The 19920-nt window shown below is 67.8% G+C and carries 16 protein-coding genes, 1 tRNA gene and 3 pseudogenes; 12 read left to right on the forward strand and 8 right to left on the reverse strand.

Translation table 11 applies throughout. The features are described 5' to 3' along the window. Positions 1-200 precede the first annotated feature (200 nt). Complete coding sequence (locus tag OHA61_RS17975) at positions 201-1184, forward strand: helix-turn-helix transcriptional regulator (RefSeq protein WP_324979456.1); 984 nt, start codon at positions 201-203, stop codon at positions 1182-1184. Positions 1185-1263: 79 nt separating this feature from the next. Here the strand turns inward: OHA61_RS17975 and OHA61_RS17980 are convergent, their stop codons facing one another. From OHA61_RS17980 to dnaK, 4 genes are read right to left on the reverse strand one after another with little or no spacing between them, the layout of a single operon-like run. Beyond that, the gene (locus OHA61_RS17980) at positions 1264-1707 is read right to left on the reverse strand and encodes a heat shock protein transcriptional repressor HspR (RefSeq protein ID WP_266480035.1); all 444 of its coding nucleotides are present in this window, start codon (positions 1705-1707) and stop codon (positions 1264-1266) included. Between the two features lies 1 nt (position 1708). Then, on the reverse strand, positions 1709-2893 hold the full coding sequence (dnaJ, locus tag OHA61_RS17985) for a molecular chaperone DnaJ (RefSeq protein WP_406303877.1): 1185 nt from the start codon (positions 2891-2893) through the stop codon (positions 1709-1711). Positions 2894-2923: 30 nt separating this feature from the next. Then, a complete protein-coding gene (gene grpE, locus OHA61_RS17990; RefSeq protein WP_406303878.1) occupies positions 2924-3586 on the reverse strand; it encodes a nucleotide exchange factor GrpE in 663 nt (220 codons plus the stop codon). Continuing rightward, the gene (gene dnaK, locus OHA61_RS17995; RefSeq protein WP_406303879.1) at positions 3583-5442 is read right to left on the reverse strand and encodes a molecular chaperone DnaK; all 1860 of its coding nucleotides are present in this window, start codon (positions 5440-5442) and stop codon (positions 3583-3585) included. The genes grpE and dnaK overlap by 4 nt, the downstream gene beginning before the upstream one ends. A gap of 235 nt (positions 5443-5677) precedes the next feature. Here dnaK and OHA61_RS18000 point away from each other — a divergent pair, with 235 nt between their 5' ends. The 4 genes from OHA61_RS18000 (at position 5678) to OHA61_RS18015 (ending at position 11064) form a co-directional block, all read left to right on the forward strand. Continuing rightward, positions 5678-6199 carry a sugar transferase gene (locus OHA61_RS18000; RefSeq protein WP_406303880.1) on the forward strand — a complete coding sequence of 174 codons (522 nt, stop codon included), beginning with the start codon at positions 5678-5680 and terminating at the stop codon, positions 6197-6199. Positions 6200-6328: 129 nt separating this feature from the next. Continuing rightward, positions 6329-8599, forward strand: coding sequence for a heterodisulfide reductase-related iron-sulfur binding cluster (locus OHA61_RS18005; RefSeq protein ID WP_406303881.1), 2271 nt, complete (start codon positions 6329-6331; stop codon positions 8597-8599). Between the two features lie 316 nt (positions 8600-8915). After that, positions 8916-10025 carry an FG-GAP repeat domain-containing protein gene (locus OHA61_RS18010; RefSeq protein ID WP_406303882.1) on the forward strand — a complete coding sequence of 370 codons (1110 nt, stop codon included), beginning with the start codon at positions 8916-8918 and terminating at the stop codon, positions 10023-10025. Positions 10026-10170: 145 nt separating this feature from the next. Next, positions 10171-11064 (forward strand): Yip1 family protein, encoded by an 894-nt coding sequence (locus OHA61_RS18015; protein ID WP_406303883.1) that lies wholly within the window; start codon positions 10171-10173, stop codon positions 11062-11064. A 440-nt stretch (positions 11065-11504) separates the two neighbouring features. On the opposite strand, the gene OHA61_RS18020 is transcribed toward OHA61_RS18015, so the two are convergent. Then, positions 11505-12002: a phosphoribosyltransferase gene (locus OHA61_RS18020; protein WP_406303884.1), complete on the reverse strand. Its 498-nt coding sequence runs from the start codon at positions 12000-12002 to the stop codon at positions 11505-11507. Between the two features lie 3 nt (positions 12003-12005). Next, positions 12006-12581 carry a dCTP deaminase gene (gene dcd / locus OHA61_RS18025; protein WP_324987674.1) on the reverse strand — a complete coding sequence of 192 codons (576 nt, stop codon included), beginning with the start codon at positions 12579-12581 and terminating at the stop codon, positions 12006-12008. 537 nt (positions 12582-13118) lie between these two features. Between dcd and OHA61_RS18030 the strand changes: the two genes are divergently transcribed. Then, positions 13119-13192: transfer RNA gene (locus OHA61_RS18030), tRNA-Gly, on the forward strand. 51 nt (positions 13193-13243) lie between these two features. On the opposite strand, the pseudogene OHA61_RS18035 reads toward OHA61_RS18030, so the two are convergent. Next, a pseudogene (locus OHA61_RS18035) lies at positions 13244-13417 on the reverse strand (site-specific integrase); the annotation flags it as partial. A 56-nt stretch (positions 13418-13473) separates the two neighbouring features. Here OHA61_RS18035 and OHA61_RS18040 point away from each other — a divergent pair. The 3 genes and pseudogenes from OHA61_RS18040 to OHA61_RS18050 form a co-directional block, all read left to right on the forward strand. After that, positions 13474-14121, forward strand: a pseudogene (locus tag OHA61_RS18040) (DUF1152 domain-containing protein); the annotation flags it as partial. Positions 14122-14410: 289 nt separating this feature from the next. Continuing rightward, positions 14411-14572, forward strand: a complete 162-nt coding sequence (locus OHA61_RS18045; protein ID WP_406303885.1) for a hypothetical protein — start codon at positions 14411-14413, stop codon at positions 14570-14572. A gap of 172 nt (positions 14573-14744) precedes the next feature. Beyond that, positions 14745-14924, forward strand: a complete 180-nt coding sequence (locus OHA61_RS18050) for a hypothetical protein (RefSeq protein WP_406303886.1) — start codon at positions 14745-14747, stop codon at positions 14922-14924. Between the two features lie 270 nt (positions 14925-15194). On the opposite strand, the gene OHA61_RS18055 is transcribed toward OHA61_RS18050, so the two are convergent. Beyond that, the gene (locus tag OHA61_RS18055) at positions 15195-15881 is read right to left on the reverse strand and encodes a DUF6193 family natural product biosynthesis protein (protein ID WP_406303887.1); all 687 of its coding nucleotides are present in this window, start codon (positions 15879-15881) and stop codon (positions 15195-15197) included. A 456-nt stretch (positions 15882-16337) separates the two neighbouring features. Between OHA61_RS18055 and OHA61_RS18060 the strand changes: the two genes are divergently transcribed. From OHA61_RS18060 to OHA61_RS18070, 3 genes and pseudogenes are all read left to right on the forward strand, one after another. Then, positions 16338-16538 carry a dehydrogenase gene (locus OHA61_RS18060; RefSeq protein WP_406303888.1) on the forward strand — a complete coding sequence of 67 codons (201 nt, stop codon included), beginning with the start codon at positions 16338-16340 and terminating at the stop codon, positions 16536-16538. 461 nt (positions 16539-16999) lie between these two features. Next, positions 17000-18616, forward strand: a complete 1617-nt coding sequence (gene dacB, locus OHA61_RS18065; protein WP_406303889.1) for a D-alanyl-D-alanine carboxypeptidase/D-alanyl-D-alanine-endopeptidase — start codon at positions 17000-17002, stop codon at positions 18614-18616. A 405-nt stretch (positions 18617-19021) separates the two neighbouring features. Next, positions 19022-19873: pseudogene (locus tag OHA61_RS18070) on the forward strand (DUF1152 domain-containing protein); the annotation flags it as partial. Between the last annotated feature and the right edge of the window lie 47 nt (positions 19874-19920).

A 19920-nucleotide genomic window follows, 5' to 3' on the forward strand; every position in this document is an offset into this window, starting at 1 on the left:
TCACCGGAGGCCACCGCACCGAGCGCGGCCGCCGCTATGGCAAGAGCACAAAGAGCACGTAGCGTCCTAGACATGGGTGATCTCCACCTCTTTTGATCATTCCTCCTCCCCCGCGCATAAGACGATGTCTCACTCCGAACGCTTGCACCAGCGACGGCAGGCATCATGTTCCTGTAATGCAGGAGCCTGAGGGGGTGCATATGCCATCTAATGAGGGCGAAACGGGACACCCTCACGCAGACGGCGAGCTGTGCGAGGCGGGGAAAAGTCTCTACATCACCGCACTGCGCACCGGGCGTATAGCCCGGTCAGAGGCGGAATCAACACCCTGCCTCTTCGATCTCGCCCTGCTGCACCCGGATCCCGACGACGCTCAGTGGCTCCGACCGGTCCCGCCGACCACTGCGCTGACACAGCTGATACACCCCATTGAGCGGGAGATCCAAGAGCGCCGACGACGAACTGTCGCTCTGACCGATGCTCTTGAGCCATTCATGGCGTTCACCGCTCAGAACTCCACCGTCCCACAAGGGATTACCGTCCTCGAGGGCCTCAACCGCATCAACACAACCCTCGACCAGGTCACCGCAGACTGCACCGAGGAGCTTCTCACTGTCCAGCCCGGCAGCGGGCGACAGCCGCACATCCTGGAAAAGGCGCTGCGCCGTGTGGAGCCGCTCATCGACCGCGGCGTCCGCATGCGCACGCTCTACCAGCACACGGCCCGCCACCACCCCGCCACGCTCGCCTACATGGAGCAAGTGGGGCCCTCCGGCGTGGAGGTGCGCACCCTGGAGGAGATCATCGACCGGCTGATCATCGTGGACCGGAGAGTGGCCTTCATCCCGGCGAGCAGCGACCGGCTGTCCGCGCTGGAACTGCGGCACAAGGGCATCGTCGAGTATCTCGTCGGCGTCTTCGAGCAGTTCTGGCTGCACGGGATCGCGTGGGAGGAGCCGATCAGTTACGGACCGGACCTGGACGGCATCACCGGCATCCAGCGCTCGATCGCGAAGCTGCTGGTCGAAGGGCATGTCGACGAGGCCATCGCCCGCCGGCTCGGGATGAATGTCCGTACCTGCCGGGCCCATATCGCCAAGCTGGGCTCCTCGTTGGGCAGCGGCAGCCGGACCCAGCTGGGCTATCTGATCGCCCAGTCGGGAATGCTGGAACACCAGTCCTGAACCTGACCGAAACCCGTATACAGAAGGGGCGGTGGAGCAACTCGCGTTGCTCCACCGCCCCTTCGGACCGAGACATGGCCTATTCGGAACGCTTGGGTCGCCAGACCACCAGCGCGCTCGCCTGCTGCACATCCTGGTACGGCACGAGATCACGCCGGTAGGAGGCATGCACCTGGGCCTCGCGCTGCTGCATCGCCGCAGCCGCTCCCTCGACTGCGGCCGACAGCTCGACAACCCTTTGCTGAAGCGCAGCGACCTGGTTCTCCAGTTCGATGATGCGCTTGATTCCGGCCAGGTTGATGCCCTCGTCCTGCGACAACTGCTGGACGGTGCGCAGCAGTTCGATGTCACGGGCACTGTAGCGCCGGCCCCGTCCCGCGGTGCGGTCGGGGGAGACGAGACCAAGCCGGTCGTACTGCCGCAGCGTCTGCGGATGCAAGCCCGAGAGCTGGGCCGCCACCGAAATGACGTACACCGGCGACTCGTCGGTCAGTTCGTAGGGGTTGCGGCGACGACCGTCCATCTCATGCTCCCTTCGCGGCCTGGAACAGCTCGGCCCGCGGGTCCTCGTCCGCGGTGGCTTCGCGGTAGGCCTCCAGCGCTTCCTTCGCCTTGTCGCCCAGCTCCTTGGGGACCGCGACCTCGACGGTGACCAGCAGGTCGCCGCGGGTGCCGTCCTTGCGGACTGCGCCCTTGCCGCGGGCACGCATCGTACGGCCATTGGGTGTCCCCGCGGGCAGCTTCAGCGTGACCGGCGGACCGCCGAGCGTGGGCACCTTTACCTCGCCGCCGAGCGCCACCTCCGTATAGGTGACGGGCACGGTGACCGTGAGGTTGTCGCCCTTGCGGCCGAAGACCGGATGGGAGTCGACATGCACCACGACGTACAAGTCGCCCGCCGGGCCGCCCCGTTCGCCGGGAGCTCCCTTGCCGCGCAGCCGGATCCGCTGGCCGTCGGAGACGCCCGCGGGGATCCGGACCTGCATGGTGCGCGAGGAGCGGGCGCGCCCGCTGCCCTTGCAGACCTCGCAGGGGTCCTGCGCGATCAGCCCGCGGCCCTTGCAGTCCACGCACGGGTCGGTGAGCGAGAAGGAGCCGCTGCCGCCGCGCGAGACCTGGCCGGTGCCGACACAGGTCGGGCACACGCGGGGCGTGCCGTTCTTGTCGCCGGTGCCCGAACAGGCCTTGCAGGCGGCCGAGCTGGACATCCGCAAGGGGACCGTGGCCCCGTCGACCGCCTCGGTGAAGCTGAGCGTCACCTCGGACTCGATGTCCTGGCCGCGGCGCGGCTGGGTACGCGTACCCGGGCCGGCACCGCGGTTGAACAGCCCGCCGAAGACATCGCCGAGACCGCCGCCGAAGCCGCCGGCGCCCCCTTGCGTGCCGCCCTGGGCGCCGCCGAAGAGGTCGCCCAGGTCGAAGTTGAAGGAGCCGCCGGGGCCGCCCGGCGCACCGGCGCGGAAGCCACCGTTGCCGAAGAGGGCGCGTGCCTCGTCGTACTCCTTGCGCCGCTTGGGGTCGCCGAGGATGTCATGGGCCTCGGAGATCTCCTTGAAGCGCTCCTCCGCCTTGGCATCGCCCTTGTTGGCGTCCGGGTGGAACTCGCGGGCGAGCTTCCGGTACGCCTTCTTGATCTCGGCCTCGGTGGCGTCCTTGGGGACGCCGAGGACCTTGTAGTAGTCCTTCTCGACGAAGTCCTTCGTGCTCATCGACGTCCCTCCTCTCGCGCATTCACTGCGTCAGCCCTCGTCCGGGCCACCGCTCTCCTCGTCGTTCGCCGTCTCGTCCTTCGCGGCCGCGGGACCCGCGGGGGCCGCGCCCGGCTGGGGCTCGGCCACCGCGACCCGTGCGGGCCTGATGGTCCGTTCGCCGATGCGATACCCCGGCTGCAGGACCGCGACGCACGTGGTCTCGGTGACATCCGGTGCGTACGAGTGCATCAGGGCCTCGTGGATGGTCGGGTCGAAGGGCTCGCCCTCCTTGCCGAACTGCTGCAGGCCCATCTTGGCTGCGGCCGTCTCGAGAGACTCGGCAACCGACTTGAACCCGCCCACCAGCTCCCCGTGATCACGCGCACGGCCGATGTCGTCGAGCACGGGCAGGAGCTCGGTCAGCAGAGACGCCGTGGCGATCTCCTTGACCGTGATCCGGTCGCGCTCCACACGACGGCGGTAGTTCTGGTACTCGGCCTGGAGCCGCTGGAGGTCCGCGGTGCGCTCGTTGAGCGCCATGCGCACCTGGTCCAGCTGAGCCGTCAGGCCTGCGATCTTTGCTGCTGCGTCCCCTGCCGGGGCCGCCGGGCCCTCCTTCTCGGAGGACTCGGCGGACGCGGCGGCGTCGTCAGAGGTGGCGCCTGAGGGGACGTCGGGCTTCTCCTCGAAGCCCGGGGTCTCCTCCGTCACGCGGCACCGTCCTTCTTCGGCTTCTCGTCGTCGACGATCTCGGCGTCGACGACATCGTCCTCAGCCTGGGGCTGCTCGCCGGCCTGGGCGCCCTCGGCGCCGGGGGCCGCGCCACCCTCGGGGGCGGCGTTCGCGTACATCGCCTGGCCGAGCTTCTGGCTGACCGCGGCGACCTTCTCGGTCGCCGTGCGGATCTCGGCCGTGTCCTCGCCCTTGAGCTTCTCCTTCAGCTCGGTGAGCGCGGCCTCGACCTCGGTCTTGACGTCACCGGGGACCTTGTCCTCGTTGTCCTTGAGGAACTTCTCGGTCTGGTAGACGAGCTGCTCGCCCTGGTTGCGGGACTCGGCGGCCTCGCGGCGGCGGTGGTCCTCGTCCGCGTACTGCTCGGCCTCCTGGCGCATCCGGTCGACCTCGTCCTTCGGCAGCGAGGAGCCGCCGGTGACGGTCATCTTCTGCTCCTTGCCCGTGCCCAGGTCCTTCGCGGTCACGTGCATGATGCCGTTGGCGTCGATGTCGAAGGCGACCTCGATCTGCGGGACCCCGCGCGGGGCCGGCGGCAGACCGGTCAGCTCGAACATCCCGAGCTTCTTGTTGTACGCCGCGATCTCGCGCTCGCCCTGGTAGACCTGGATCTGCACGGACGGCTGGTTGTCCTCGGCCGTCGTGAAGATCTCGGAGCGCTTGGTCGGGATCGTGGTGTTGCGCTCGATCAGCTTGGTCATGATGCCGCCCTTGGTCTCGATACCCAGGGACAGCGGGGTCACGTCGAGGAGCAGGACGTCCTTGACCTCACCCTTGAGGACACCGGCCTGCAGAGCGGCACCGATGGCGACGACCTCGTCGGGGTTCACACCCTTGTTGGCGTCCTGGCCGCCGGTGAGCTCCTTGACGAGCTCGGCGACGGCGGGCATACGGGTCGATCCGCCGACCAGAACCACGTGGTCGATCTCGGACAGCTGGATGCCGGCGTCCTTGATGACGTTGTGGAACGGGGTCTTGCAGCGCTCCAGGAGGTCCGCGGTGAGCTGCTGGAACTGAGCGCGCGTGAGCTTCTCGTCCAGGTGCAGCGGGCCCTCGGCGGAGGCCGTGATGTAGGGCAGGTTGATGTTCGTCTCGGTGGAGGACGACAGCTCGATCTTCGCCTTCTCCGCGGCCTCGCGGAGACGCTGGAGAGCCATCTTGTCCTTGGACAGGTCCACGCCGTGACCGTTGGCGAACTGCTTCACCAGGTAGTCGACGACGCGCTGGTCCCAGTCGTCGCCACCGAGGTGGTTGTCACCGTTGGTGGCCTTCACCTCGACGACGCCGTCGCCGATCTCCAGCAGCGAGACGTCGAAGGTGCCGCCACCGAGGTCGAAGACGAGGATGGTCTGGTCGTCCTTGTCGAGGCCGTAGGCCAGGGCGGCCGCCGTCGGCTCGTTGACGATACGCAGGACGTTCAGACCCGCGATCTCACCGGCCTCCTTGGTGGCCTGACGCTCGGAGTCGTTGAAGTACGCCGGGACGGTGATCACCGCGTCGGTGACCTTCTCGCCGAGGTAGGACTCCGCGTCGCGCTTCAGCTTCTGCAGGATGAAGGCGCTCATCTGCTGCGGGTTGAAGGTCTTCCCGTCGAGCTCGATCTTCCAGTCGGTGCCCATGTGGCGCTTGACCGACCGGATGGTCCTGTCGACGTTCGTGACTGCCTGACGCTTCGCTACCTCGCCGACCAGCACCTCACCGTTCTTCGCGAAGGCGACGACGGACGGCGTGGTCCTGGCACCCTCGGCGTTGGTGATGACGGTGGGCTCGCCGCCCTCCAGAACGCTGACGACGGAGTTAGTCGTGCCCAGGTCGATGCCGACCGCACGTGCCATTTCAATTCCTCCAGCTGACTTGAGTGGATCTGGCTCAAGGATGCATGACCGAGTCGACGACGTCAACAGAGCTGAGTCGACCCCACTCAACTTTTATCCGGCACTTACCTGCAGCCCACCCCCCGACCTGCGCCCCAGGTCCGCCTCAGCGCGTGGCGCACCCCTTCACGGATGCCCCCATCTGGGAGAGTCATAGCCGCAAAAGCGGTCAATAGAAGTCAAAGGGCGTGCGTCCATGCCTGCGAAGCGAGCCATCGATCTGACGGGCAGCCTGATCCTGCTGCTGCTCCTGTCCCCCGTGCTGCTCGCCCTCACCGCCGCCGTCGCCTCGACCACCCGGGGCCCGCTCCTGACCCGCCGCGACAGGACGGGCCTGGGCGGGTCCACGTTTGCGATGCTGTCGTTCCGTACGACACCGGCCTCGCCCGCCGGACGGCTGCTGCGCCGCCACTTCCTGGACAATCTGCCGCAGCTGATCAATGTGGTGCGCGGGGAGATGTCGCTCGTGGGCCCCCGGCCGCTGGCGCCCGGGGAAGACGCCTCCGTGGCGGGGCGGGCCCGTCTCTGCGTACGCCCCGGAATGACGGGACTCTGGCAGATCAGCGGCCGCTCCGAGCTCCCCTGGGAAGAAATGGGCGTGCTCGATCTACATTATGTGGAGCAGCACTGGCTGGGACTGGACCTGTTGATCCTGGTCCGGACCCTGCCGGCCGCGATCGCCGGACGCCGCGCGGCCCGTCCGGTCAGGCTTGCCTGAGCGACACAGATCACCGGCTGCGCGTCTACAGTGCGGCGGAATAAGTGGGTACGCTCAGCACGGACTAATTAAGTTACCGCTTAGTAGACTGTCGAGATCCCCACCCTCGCAGGCCCGAGGAGCCCCCAAATGCAACTCGCCGCGATCATCGTGTCGCTGGTCCTGACCGTGGTCGGCGTTGCGCTCATCGCCCGAGCCGTCGCGCAGATCTACCGCTTCGTGAAGCTCGGTCAGCCGGTCCCGGCAGGCAGCCGCACCGACGAGCCGAAACAGCGCACGATCACCCTGGTCAAGGAGTTCCTCGGCCACACCCGGATGAACCGGTGGGGGATCGTGGGCTTCGCGCACTGGTTCGTCGCGATCGGCTTCCTGACCCTTCCGCCGACCCTTGCGCAGGCGTACGGCCAGCTCTTCGAGGCGGACTGGACGCTGCCGGTCATCGGCGGCTTCCTGCCGTTCGAGATGTACATCGAGTTCATCGGCATCATGACGGTCGTCGGCATCGTCGTGCTGATGGCGATCCGGCTGCTCAACCTGCCCTCGCGGGCCGGCCGCAAGTCGCGCTTCGCGGGCTCCAAGGCCTGGCAGGCGTACTTCGTCGAGTACGTCATCCTCACGATCGGCCTCGCGATCCTCGCCCTGCGCGGGCTCGAGGGCGCGATCCACCACGTCGAGAGCTACGAGCCGGCGTACTTCGTCTCGTACCCCCTGGTCCTGGCCTTCAAGGGGCTGAGCGTCCCCACGCTCCAGACGCTGATCTACTTCACCGCGATGATCAAGATCGGCACCTCGCTGATCTGGATGATCACGGTCTCGCTCAACACCAACATGGGTGTCGCCTGGCACCGTTTCCTCGGCTTCCCGAACATCTGGTTCAAGCGGAACGCCGACGGCTCCACCGCTCTCGGCGCCCTGCTGCCGATGACCAGCGGCGGCAAGGAGATCGACTTCGAGGACCCGGGCGAGGACGACGTCTTCGGCGTCTCCCAGGTCGAGCAGTTCTCCTGGAAGGGCATCCTCGACTTCTCCACGTGTACGGAGTGCGGCCGCTGCCAGTCGCAGTGCCCGGCCTGGAACACCGGAAAGCCGCTGTCCCCCAAGCTCCTGATCATGTCGCTGCGCGACCACGCGCACGCCAAGGCCCCGTATCTGCTGGCCGGCGGCGGCAAGACAATGGAAGGCGAGGAGAAGGCTTCGGCCGAGGCTCTCAAGGACGTCCCCGCGGCCGCTCTCGCGGAGGCCGAGCGCCCCCTGATCGGGACGCTGGAGGAGAACGGCGTCATCGATCCGGACGTCCTGTGGTCCTGCACCACCTGCGGTGCGTGCGTGGAGCAGTGCCCGGTCGACATCGAGCACATCGACCACATCGTCGACATGCGCCGCTACCAGGTGATGATCGAGTCCGCGTTCCCGTCCGAGGCGGGCACGATGCTCAAGAACCTGGAGAAGAAGGGCAACCCCTGGGGGCTCGCCAAGAAGCAGCGCGTGGAGTGGACCAAGGAGGTCGACTTCGAGGTCCCGATCGTCGGCAAGGACGTCGAGGACCTGAGCGAGGTCGACTACCTGTACTGGGTCGGCTGCGCGGGCGCCCTGGAGGACCGGGCCAAGAAGACCACCAAGGCCTTCGCGGAGCTGCTGCACATCGCGGGCGTGAAGTTCGCGATCATGGGCGGCGACGAGAAGTGCACGGGCGACTCCGCCCGGCGCCTGGGCAACGAGCCGCTGTTCCAGCAGCTCGGCCAGGAGAACGTGGCCATGCTGAACATGGCCTACGGCGAGGACGACGAGGACGAGACGACCAAGAAGCCCAAGTCGTCGAAGAAGATCGTCGCGACCTGCCCGCACTGCTTCAACACGATCGCGAACGAATACCCGCAGCTGGGCGGCGAGTTCGAGGTCATCCACCACACGCAGCTGCTCCAGCACCTCATCGACGAGGGCAAGCTGATTCCGGTGACGCCGGTCGAGGGTCTGATCACGTATCACGACCCCTGCTACCTGGGCCGCCACAACAAGGTCTACACGCCGCCGCGCGAGATCATGTCCGCCGTCCCGGGCCTGCGCCAGCAGGAGATGCACCGTCACAAGGAGCGCGGCTTCTGCTGTGGCGCCGGTGGCGCGCGCATGTGGATGGAGGAGCGGATCGGCAAGCGCATCAACACCGAGCGTGTGGACGAGGCGCTGTCGCTGAACCCGGACATCGTCTCGACCGCCTGCCCGTTCTGCCTCGTCATGCTGACGGACTCCGTCAACGGCAAGAAGAACGACGGCAAGGCGAAGGAGAGCCTGCAGGTCGTGGACGTCGCGCAGCTGCTGCTCGACTCGGTGAAGACGCCTCCGGCCGAGCCCGCCGGTGAGACGGAGTCGCAGGACGCACCGGAGCCCGAGCCGGTGAAGTAGTTTCCGGAAGACTGGAAGACTGCACTGCACAGAAGCGGCCGGATCTGCCTCGGGGGCAGAACCGGCCGCTTCTGTCTGCCAGTTGCCGAATGCGTACGCCGGTTGCCGCGGCTGCTCGGCACCGCGCAGCCCAGGCCGGTGAGCTGACGCCTGATCTGCCGTGTCTGTTGCGCTTTGCGGCTGCGACATCCACGAAGCTACGGATGCTCACCGGATAACCATTGGCCGGCGATCTCGCCGCAGCCATTGCCCTGAGGCGAACGCCGAACGAGCATCGTGAGGCGGCTGAGTACGAACGAGACGGACGAGGTGGGTTGTGCGGACAGGACTGGGGCCCGCAGCGGCGACGATCGCGGCCTGCGCCTGCGCCTGCGTGGTGCTGCTGGCGGGCTGCACGAGCACCCCCGAGCCCCAGCGACCCGCCCCCGCCAAGAACGGCGACACCGCCCCGCTCGCCGCCCGGGCGGGCGCCCTGCCCGTCCCTCGCGGCAAGGGCAGCCGCGTCCCCGCCGACTTCAACGGCGACGGCCACCGCGACCTCGTACTGAACGACCTGGTGAAGGCCCCCGGCGACAGCCACGGCGACGACGCGGGCATCGGCGTCGTCTACGGCACCGCGGGGCCCCGCACCCTCGACCCCTCCGTACGCCGCCTGCTCACCCCGCGGGCCAACGCCGCGCCCGTCGGCGGCACCCTGCCCGCCGCCTTCGACGCCGAGGCCGCCTGCGACCTCGACAAGGACGGCTTCTCCGACCTGATCGTGGCCACCGATCCGCCGTACGACGGCATCGGCCGCCCACCCGTACCGCTCCAGGTCCTCTTCGGCTCCCCGGCCGGACTCGCCGGCAAGGCGGTCGTCCTGCGCATCCCCGAGCAGGCCCGTTACGGAAACGAGTGGCCGGACCACCCTGTCTGCGGCGACTTCGACGGCGACGGCGCAACCGACCTCGCGGTCACCGCGTCCGCGGGCCGGGTCAGCTTCCTGCGCGGACCCTTCACCCGCACCGGCGCCCCGCGCGCGGCCACGGCCCCGGTCCAGGGCGGCGGCCCCGCCCTGTCCGCGCCCTCCCCTCGGCCCGATGTCAACGACGACGGCTACGACGACCTGGTGGTCTCCGCCCGCGCCCCCGAGCCGGGCGCGGCGGCCAAGGGGAAACTGCTGCTCGGCGGCCCGCAGGGCCCGGGCCGCGCGGGCGGCCGCTACGGCTTCACCGCCGTGTCCGTCCCGCCGTCCCCCGCCCTCCCGGCGGGCGAGACAAGCCCGGTGACCGACGTCCTGCAGTACGCGGACTTCGACGGCGACAAGCGCCCCGACATTCTCACGCGTACACACCGGGGCGAGCGGGCGGATGTGGTGGCGCTGTATCCGGCTTCGGCGCGGACGACTGCGCTGCTCACCTTCAGCACGTCGGTCTTCCTCCACTGAACCGGCTGCACCGACCCGGCTGCACTGAACCGCCTCCGAAGCCGCCCCCGGGATCCCCTAGGGGATGTCACAGGTCGGCAGCAAAGGCCTGTGGGTTCCCCGAGCGCGGGCACCTCACTCTCCGGGACCAGGTACGTTCGATTACGTGGCTGGATTCAGGATCGGACGCGGCCGGGACAACCGCACGTCGCAGCAGCAGCAACCGCAGCAGGCACCGCCGCCCCACCGGGGCGGTGGCGGCCATGCGGGGCCGCCGTATGCGCAGCAGCAACAACCGCCGCAATGGCCCCAGGCGGGCGGCGGCTACCAACAACAGCAGCAGCCCCAGGGCCCGTACGGCGAACCGGAGTACTTCGGCGACCCGTACCAGCAGCAGCCCCGGCACGGCGACCCGTATGCCAACTCCCCTGGCCACACGCAGGCGTTCAGCATCAACGAGGACCCGTACGGCAACGGCGCGACCTACCGCGCGGGCGCTTCGACAGCCGCGCCGACGGGCCCGCGGCTGCACTGGAAGCAGCTGCTGAGCGGCATCGTGCTGCGCCCGGGCCCGACGTTCTGGCAGATGCGCGACTACCCCGTGTGGGGCCCGGCGCTGATCGTCACGTTCCTCTACGGCCTGCTCGCGCTCTTCGGCTTCGACAAGGCCCGCGAGGAGACGATCAACGCGACGATCTCCACGGCCATTCCATACGTCCTGACGACGGCGGTGGCGTTCGTCATCGGCGGCCTGATCCTGGGCGCGGTGACCCACACCCTGGCCCGCCAGCTCGGCGGCGACGGAGCCTGGCAGCCGACGGTCGGCCTCTCCATGCTGATCATGTCCATCACGGACGCGCCACGCCTGGTCTTCGCGCTCTTCCTGGGCGGCGAGAACTCCCTGGTCCAGGTGCTCGGCTGGGCAACCTGGCTGGCGGCGGGCGCGCTGTTCACCTCGATGGTGAGCAAGTCGCACGATCTGCCGTGGCCGAAGGCGCTGGGGGCGTCGGCGATCCAGCTGATCGCACTGCTGTCGATCATCAAGCTGGGCACGATCTGAGAAATGCGCAGGGCCCCCGCCGATGACGAGGCGGGGGCCCTGCGCATGTCCGTCGCAGATCCGGTCGGGCGTCGAGAGCTACCAGCCACCGCCGCAGGCCGGCGCGTTCCCGTCCGAGGTGGACGTACCGCCCTCTGACACCGGACCCGGCCTGCGCGCCGTCGACGACTGGTTAGGCGAAGGCGAAGGCGAGGATGAGCAGCACAACGAGAAGGGCGAACGTCTCCCACCGGGTCGCGCGCCTGAGCGTACGCAGCGACATGGGTTTTGCAGACCGCGAGCTGGTTGATTGGCTGCAGTTGGCGTCATCGGACGTGTCATCGCTCATCCCGCCATGCTAGCCACGTCGCTTCTGGTGCTCCGCTCCACGACTCCGTGAGATGCCCCGAGGCCCAGCGGGCGGAGTCACGCCCGCCGCGCGTGTCACCGGGGCGGCCCGGTCAGGCGTCCAGAACCTGACCCGCGCGCCGGACGACGGGCGGCTCCACCGACCACGGGAAGTTGATCCAGTCATCCGTGCGCTTCCACACGTATTCGCACTTCACGAGGCTGTGCGACTTCTCGTAGATGACCGCGCTGCGCACCTCGGCGACATGGTCGACGCAGAAGTCGTGCACGAGCTTGAGCGTCTTGCCGGTGTCGGCGACGTCGTCGGCGATGAGGACTTTCTTTTGGGAGAAGTCGATGGCGTTCGGCATCGGCGCGAGCATGACCGGCATCTCCAGCGTCGTCCCCACGCCGGTGTAGAACTCCACGTTCACCAAGTGGATGTTCTTGCAGTCGAGGGCGTACGCGAGACCACCCGCGACGAAGACGCCGCCGCGCGCGATGGAGAGCACGATGTCCGGCTCGTAGCCGTCGTCGGCGATGGTCTGCGCGAGCTGGCGGATCGCGCCGCCGAACTTCTCGTAGGTCAGGTTCTCCCGGACATCAGCCATGGCTCACACCTGCGTCCGGTGGAAGTTCTGGAAGGACCGCGAGGCGGTCGGTCCCCGCTGCCCCTGGTACCGCGAGCCGTAGCGCTCGCTCCCGTACGGGAACTCGGCCGGAGAGCTCAGCCGGAACATGCACAGCTGGCCGATCTTCATCCCCGGCCAGAGCTTGATGGGCAGCGTCGCGAGATTCGACAGCTCAAGCGTGACGTGCCCGGAGAACCCGGGGTCGATGAAGCCGGCGGTGGAGTGCGTGACCAGCCCGAGCCGCCCCAGGCTGGACTTCCCCTCGAGCCGCGAGGCGAGATCGTCCGGCAGCGAGATGACCTCGTACGTCGAGGCGAGGACGAACTCCCCGGGGTGCAGGATGAACGGCTCGTCGCCCTCGGGCTCGACCAGCCTCGTCAGATCGGCCTGCTCGACGGCGGGGTCGATGTGCGGATAGCGGTGGTTCTCGAACACCCGGAAGTAGCGGTCCAGCCGCACATCGATGCTCGAGGGCTGCACCATGGTTGCGTCGTACGGGTCGATGCGGACCCGCCCGGCGTCGATCTCGGCCCGGATGTCCTTGTCTGAGAGAAGCACGTCCCGAGGATACGCAGAGCGCACGGGCCCACCCCAATCGGACGGCCCCGCGCGCTCCTCTCCGTGCCCTCTCTCCGTACCTCTCCCTGAGGTTCCGCTACGCCCCGCTACGTCTCCCGCTACCGCTTGGCGGGCTCCACGGGCACGACGCTGCGCAGCCGCGCACAACGCGGACACCGGATGAGCCGCCCGGGCCCGATCCGATCGGCGCCGAGCTGCTGCATCGGAAACGAAGCGGTACTGAAGACATGCCCCTCGGCACAGCGGACGACGGTGCGCTCCATCAAGTCCATCGAGTCCCTTCCCCAACCAAATGCGGACGAACGGCCACATTAGAGGATGAAGGGTACGGTGCCGCACGCGGCACTCCGCCGTTCAACGTTACGCCTCAACTCCCGCGCCCCGCAGCCGCATCCGACCTTCGAGAGGGTTCGGCGCCAGGGCCCCGGACAGCGCAAAGGCCCCGCGGCGAATTACACCGGGGGCCAGCGATGGGGTACAGTGTGCGACGATGCGGTGCCGGTCACGGCTCGCTGCGCGGGTGTAGTTTAATGGTAGAACATGAGCTTCCCAAGCTCAGAGCGCGGGTTCGATTCCCGTCACCCGCTCCATACGAAAGCCCCAGGCCAGCGGCCCGGGGCTTCTTTGTTGTCTAGACCGCGCTAAGCACCTTGCACCAGATCCGCACCAGAAGGCTTCTCCTTGCCCTTTTGCCGGGCGGCCCGCACCAGCTGGTCCAGCCCGCTCGCGACCTCCTGCTGACGCTCCACGTCCGAGTGCTGATAGATCAGCGCGGCCTTCTCCGACGACTGCCCAGCGCGGACTGTCGACGACCGGGGCCGCAACGACCATCGCCAAGTCGTACCGGCTACTCAAGGCCGTCATGGAAACCGCGGTGGATGACGAACTGATCCGGCGCAACCCGTGCCGCACCAACGGCGCGCTCGCAGCGTGCTGCCAAGTCAACGCCCCGGTACGCCTCCTGGTCGCAGGCCCCAGCCTGGACAGCGAGATCCCATCGGACGACCTACGCGACCGCATGGGCTCAACTCTCATGTCCCTCACGGCCGAACACGTCGACGCGGTCAGCTCGGTCCTCGAATGGCACCCCTCGGAAGCAACGGCCATGCTCGCCGCCACCGCCCGAGGAGTACGCGGCCTGTGCGAAATCAGGGACGCCGGCCTTCCGGTCCCCCTCACCGACGAGGGCCCCACCATCCACGAAGCCGACTTGGACGACGCCCTCACCCGCAACGAACTGGCCCGCGCCATCCTCGTCACGGAAACGCTCGACGAGGTGGAGCAGCACAGCCGAGAGATCTGTGGCTACTCCGAGATCGACTACGAGCGCAACAGGGCCAGTTGGCTGGGCGCTCTGCCGGAGCAGAAGCTCGACCCGGAGACGACGCTCGGCCGACTCGACCAGTTCGAAGCCCAGGCGCATGCCCGGGGAGTCACCCACACGACGTTCCGTCGCCCCACCGAAGCCCTCGACCTCAACGGCAAGCAGCGCCAGGACCTCCGAGCCCTCACGCGATGATCCCGGATCACCTCTGAGCCATGTGCCGATGCCAATCCCGCGCAAGGTGACATCAGCACCTGACATCAACATCAGCGAACACCGGCGGTTTCGGCCGATCACCACGGACCACCGAGGCCGGTGACCCAGCTGCATCCCCCGGCGTAGCAGGCATGTGGGACCGACCTGATAAGGATGAGGCCACAGGTTCAAATCCTGCTAGCCCCACCAGCCGGGGCCTAACTTCTTCCCGAGATGCAGCCACCGGGGATAGCCTTCCACTCCGTTCGAAGGCCACTGGAGGCTCCCTGTGCACACCGCCGTGTTCCTGCTGCGGGATGCGCTGGGCCTAGGTGGCGGTCTGGTGGTCAGCTGGGAGCTGACCCGCCAGGCTTCTGGACCGGGCTGGAGGAAGCTGCGGGCCGCCACTGCGGTTGCGGCTTTGATACTCGCCGCGCTGCTCGTCGTCTAGAGACCCCCCGATGCATGCCGTTGAGTTTCTTGCAGCGCTTCGACGTGGAACCACCCTGGTCGCCCCGTGCACACCCACCAAGCCGACCTGGCGCGCCTGGGTGGCCATCACCTCGCCAACCCGTGACCGGGAGCGCCCGGGACTGCGAAACCGTGAACTTGAACTGATCTGGGTGACCCGCGAATGGGATCCCGACTATGTCGCCAACGACCTCTGTTGGGCGGAGGTCGACGGCATGGCCACCCTGGAACGAACGACCACTACCGGGGAAGAAGAGCTCCTTGACCTTGCGGAGCGATACGGCGGCCCGGTCGCGTTCTGCTACCCCTGGCACACGGACTTCCCGGGCTGACCCTGGCTAGAGCTACACACCAGATGGTCAGCCGTGCCCCTGGCGTGCCCGATCAGGCAGGGAATCACGAGGAACAGAGGGTCCCGGTGAGCAGGTATGCAGACGGCCCCTGACCGATTCGGCTGGTCAGGGGCCGTTCACCTGCGGTGGGTGTGGGATTTGAACCCACGGTGACATCGCTGCCACGACGGTTTTCAAGATCGTGAGCTAGGCCTAGCGAAGCCTGACGACGTCGTACCCAAGGAGCCGCCTTCCGGTCACCCTCGGTGCTCAGCCGAGCGGCCGGAAACAGGCTGCCGCGATCTCAAGTGCCTCGTTCAGCGAGGTCACTTCCTGCCGGAAATTGCCCGGGAACATGGTCACTCGGTAGTCGCCTCCCGAAAGCGGGTTGATCTTCACGAGACCGGAGTCCATGTCGAAGGGCTTCCGGCTCAGCATCAAGCTCCCATGGCTCATGTCCGGATAGAACAGGCGCAGTTCAGGATGGTCGTGGGCCGCCTGAAGGAAAGGACGATCACTCAGGTGCCACGCACTGGATAGCAGTTCCCCCCACTTGGTAGGGACCGGATTGCCGTCTTCAAACGCCTGCGCCAGTTCGCTCCAGCTCATGAACGGGAAGTGCTCATGCAGCTCCCGCAGACCGCAGCCCCGGCGCCACAAGGCCGCAGCTTCTACCACGGCGACGAGCTCGTTCGTCCACCCCTCCGACAAGGGGAAGGTCCGGTGAAGCTGGAACCGCACATGGAACATCCCGTCTGTGCGAGGGGATACGATGATCGGCCCTCTGCCGCTGCCAGCCTCAACATCGTCGTACGAGCCAGCGACAGCCCGCACCTCGCCCAGATCGAGGCCCTGAGCCATCGCGATGAGTTGCATGCGCTGGACCAGGGCGCCCTGCTGCGTGCCATCGCGATCGGTCCCGCCCCTCGGCTCCGATCCTTGGTTACCTACGGTCATGCCTGCCCCCGCGAGTGCGATGTCCGAACAGCCACAATATGCCGTGCGGCAAATCCTGCCCGTGCCAGACTTTCAGTCGGCCGAGCCACGCCCGGGCCTGCGCGGCCGGCGCTGACAGGTCATCCGCTGGCCATCAACGAAGCCCGACCGTCGGTTAGGTCCCGGACGATTCTCCGAGCCGCCCCCAGACAGGCCGGGGATGCAACCATTCCTTGCAGAGCTGGAACCCCCGGAAGCCGACCGCGCGCTTGAGACCATAGTCGCGGGCGCTGACAACGGACCTGACAGATCGACCGCCGAGCGGTGAGTGTCTAACTGCGTGACAACACCGACGAGCAGCGGCGGACACGCACGAACACTGACGGACCAACAACACAGGTGAGAGGCATGCCCTCAGGTGGCACTCCCACCGAAGTTGCTTCGGGACGAAGCGGTCGCTTCGTTAGGGTGCGCAGCATGACCAACGACGCTGCGGCCTGTCCCGAGTGCGACCAGCCCATGGAGTCCGGCGGCTTCGTGCTCTCCAAGCGGGAGGACGATGGCCGGCGGACCTGCCGGACGCTGTGGAGGTGTGCCGGTCGGCATGTCTGGTGGGGCTGGGCCGACCGGCCGGATGAGCCTTTGGAGGTTTGCCCGGTGCCGGAGCTGTTCCGCTGACATCAACGGCCACGGACGGCAGCGACAACCCGAAGCCACGTGCGGCGCCTGTGCGCGAGGTGGACCTCAACCACGCCCGGGCGAGATCGAACTCCTAAAGCGGGTGTCGCAGGTTCGAATCCTGCCGGGGGCACAGCGTCTGACCAGCCCGTTCGTCCTTCCGGGACGGGTGCCCTGTTCGTCGTAGCCTGGCATTAACCATGAATAGGTTCCAGGACCACGGCGACCAAGACATCCAAGCGACGTCAGCGGGGCAGCATCCGGCCCGCTGAGGGCAAGCCGCCTGAAGTCCGAGCCCGGCCGCTGACCGACTGTCCCGACCGGCCGTTCGCTACGCATTTCGACGAATGCGCCGTGCCGTTCGGGTGACTACCGTTCGCGCCGCCCATTTCCGGCGCACATCGGGGTCCATACCTGACCCCATGGACAGGAAACTGCCGAGACGAACGGTACGTGTTGCAGTGCGAGGAGAGAACTTCGGATCCTTTCGGCGTCGCGTCGTCGCCGGATGCTGTGCCCTGCTGCTCCTGGCCCTGACGCCGGGCGTGGCAGCCCAGGCGGCCTCGTCGCCCGACGACGGCGGTTCCGACCGGCTGGACCCGCGGATCACGGAGATCATGCGGAAGTCGGACTACCCCAACGCCCAGTGGGGTCTGCTCCAGCGCGACCCGGACAGCGGGAGGGTGATCCACAGCCGGTTCGCCGAGCAGCTCTTCATCCCTGGGTCGGTGGCCAAGCTGTTCGGCGTGTCCGGGGCGTGGGACACCCTCGGCGGCGACCACCGCTTCCAGACCCCGGTCTACGCGGTCGGCGAGCGCCGCGGGAGCACCCTGAAGGGCAATCTCGACCTGGTCGCCCAGGGCGACCTCACCATGGGCGGCAGAACCCGCCCCGACGGCACGGTCGCCTATACCGACCTCGACCACACATACGCCAACAGTTTCCCCGGCGCCACGCTCACCCCGGAGAATCCGCTCGCCGGGATCAACCAGATCGCCCAGCAAGTACGGCGTTCCGGCATCACCCGCGTCGACGGCAACGTGATCGTCGACAACCGGCTCTTCCAGCCCGAGCCGATCTTCGTCCCGGTCCCGACCCCGCTGATCATCAACGACAATCTCATCGATTTGCTGACCACCCCCGGCGCCAGGCCCGGCGCGCCCGCGCGACTGGACTGGCGGCCCAAGGTCGCCCCGTACCACGTCACGTCGACGGTGCGGACCGTGGCGGCGGGCGAGCCGACCGACATCGAGGTGACGACCTCCGAGAATGGCACCCGGATCCAGCTGTCCGGCACCATCGCGGCCGACTCCGAACCGGCGCTGAAGGTTTCCGACATCGCCGATCCGGCGGCCTTCGGACGCACCGCGCTGATCGAGGCGCTCGGACGGGCCGGGGTGAAGGTCACCGCCAACCCGACGGGAGCCAACCCGGTCGACCGGCTGCCCGACGGGTACGACGGCCGGCCGCGGGTGGCCCAGTACACCTCCCCGCCCTACACCCAGTACGCCAAGCTCATCTTCAAGGTCAGCCACAACCTGGGCGCCAACCTCGCCATCTGCCTGATGGCCGTCGCGAAGGGCAGCCAGGACTGCATGGACGGCTTCCCGGTGCTGGCCGACTTCCTGGACCGCGCGGGCGTCGACCGCAAGCAGATCCAGCTCCTGGACGGCCGGGGCGGCAACCCCGTCGACCGGACCACGCCGAACGCCGTGGTGCAGATGCTGACGTACTGGCATCGCACCCCCGAGGCAGAGGTCTTCCGGAACGCGCTGCCCATCCTCGGCGTCGACGGCCTGCTGGCCGACAACTGCACCGACTGCCCCGCGCGCGGAAAGGTGTTCGCCAAGACCGGCGCCGCCGTCGGTCTTGATGCGCTCAACAACCGCCTGGCCGTCGGCGCCATCACGATCGCCGGCTACCTGGACAAGGGCAACGGCCGCTTCGACGTCTTCTTCGCCGGCGTCAACGGCGCCTCCACCCCGACGACCGACGTCAACGGCGTACTGAGCATCGCCAACGACCTCGCCACGATCTCCGCTTACCTGCAGGAGGCGGCGGCGCGGCGAGAAGACTGAAAGCACTGCATCGCGGCCGATTGAGGGGATCCGCACACCGCGTGGTACGACCGGCTGTGACACCCGCAAGACGGTGTTACAGCCGGTCGGCTTGCCGACCTCGGTAGCCGCAGGCGCCTCCGGCGCCCTCCCCCCTGTGAAGACATGGCTCGCCAGCCAGCGGTGGTGCCGCTCATTCACGGTCAGCGGGCCTGCACGGCGAGCGCACCAGATACGCACCAGATAGGGCAGCGTGCACCGGTCAACAACGGTCACAAGGCGAGGCTGGAGCACACCCCGATTCGTGTCGTTTCTCCTTGACCCAGCGCAGCGCGTAATCCTCGAAATTGACGGCACCAGCGTCTGGGTCCGCCAATCGCCCCGCCGGATCTCAGTCTGTTTCTCGGCGAGCCGATCGTCAGCGTCTCGACCCTCCCGCGGCTCGCCGCGGAACTCCCACAGACCTTCGCCCTGATCAACCCGCACCACGGTGCCGAGGGCATCACACGCCAGCTCGAAGAACTCATCCAGCACCTGGAGCCCGAGTCGATCGACCTCCTGGACGTCGGAGGCGACATCCTCGCGCGGGGCGACGAGCCGACATTGCGCAGTCCACTCGCGGACGCCCTCACGCTTGCAGCGTGCTGCCAAGTCAACGCCCCGGTACGGCTCCTAGTCGCAGGCCCAGGCCTGGACGGCGAGATCCCCGCCGACGACCTACGCGACCGCATGGGCCCCACTCTTCTGACCCTGACGGCTGAGCACGTGGAACCGGTCAGCTCGGTCCTGGAATGGCACCCCTCGGAAGCAACGGCCATGCTCGCCGCGACAGCCCGAGGAGACCGCGGCCTGTGTGAAATCAGGGACGCCGGCCTCCCGGTCCCGCTTACCGACGAGGGACCCACCATCCACGAAGCCGACCTGGACGACGCCCTCACCCGCAACGAACTGGCCCGCGCCATCCTCGTCACGGAAACGCTCGACGAGGTGGAGCAGCACAGCCGCGAGATCTGCGGCTACTCCGAGATCGACTACGAGCGCAACAAGGCCAGTTGGCTGGGCACCCAGCCGGAGCGGAAGCTCGACCCCGAGACGACGCTCCGCCAACTCGACCAGTTCGAGGCCCAGGCCGGCGACCGCGGAATCACCCACACGACATTCCGCCGCCTCACCGAAGCCCTCGAACTCAATGGCAAGCAGCGCCAGAACCTCAGGGCTCTCCTGCTCAGCAGCCGCCCGGAGCAGTACGCCGCCCCGCTCTGGCGCATCCCCGTTTGAGCGGACCAGCTCCGCACACCAGACACTGCGCTACCGCTGCCTCTCCT

This window comes from Streptomyces sp. NBC_00885 (genome assembly GCF_045207475.1).
GTDB lineage: Bacteria > Actinomycetota > Actinomycetes > Streptomycetales > Streptomycetaceae > Streptomyces.

Coding starts and splice junctions, on each gene's coding strand:
- OHA61_RS17975 (WP_324979456.1), top strand. CDS start 201: ATGCCATCTAATGAGGGCGAAACGGGACACCCTCACGCAGACGGCGAG.
- OHA61_RS17980 (WP_266480035.1), bottom strand. CDS start 1,707: ATGGACGGTCGTCGCCGCAACCCCTACGAACTGACCGACGAGTCGCCG.
- dnaJ (WP_406303877.1), bottom strand. CDS start 2,893: ATGAGCACGAAGGACTTCGTCGAGAAGGACTACTACAAGGTCCTCGGC.
- dnaK (WP_406303879.1), bottom strand. CDS start 5,442: ATGGCACGTGCGGTCGGCATCGACCTGGGCACGACTAACTCCGTCGTC.
- OHA61_RS18000 (WP_406303880.1), top strand. CDS start 5,678: ATGCCTGCGAAGCGAGCCATCGATCTGACGGGCAGCCTGATCCTGCTG.
- OHA61_RS18005 (WP_406303881.1), top strand. CDS start 6,329: ATGCAACTCGCCGCGATCATCGTGTCGCTGGTCCTGACCGTGGTCGGC.
- OHA61_RS18020 (WP_406303884.1), bottom strand. CDS start 12,002: ATGGCTGATGTCCGGGAGAACCTGACCTACGAGAAGTTCGGCGGCGCG.
- OHA61_RS18055 (WP_406303887.1), bottom strand. CDS start 15,881: ATGACCGTAGGTAACCAAGGATCGGAGCCGAGGGGCGGGACCGATCGC.
- OHA61_RS18060 (WP_406303888.1), top strand. CDS start 16,338: ATGACCAACGACGCTGCGGCCTGTCCCGAGTGCGACCAGCCCATGGAG.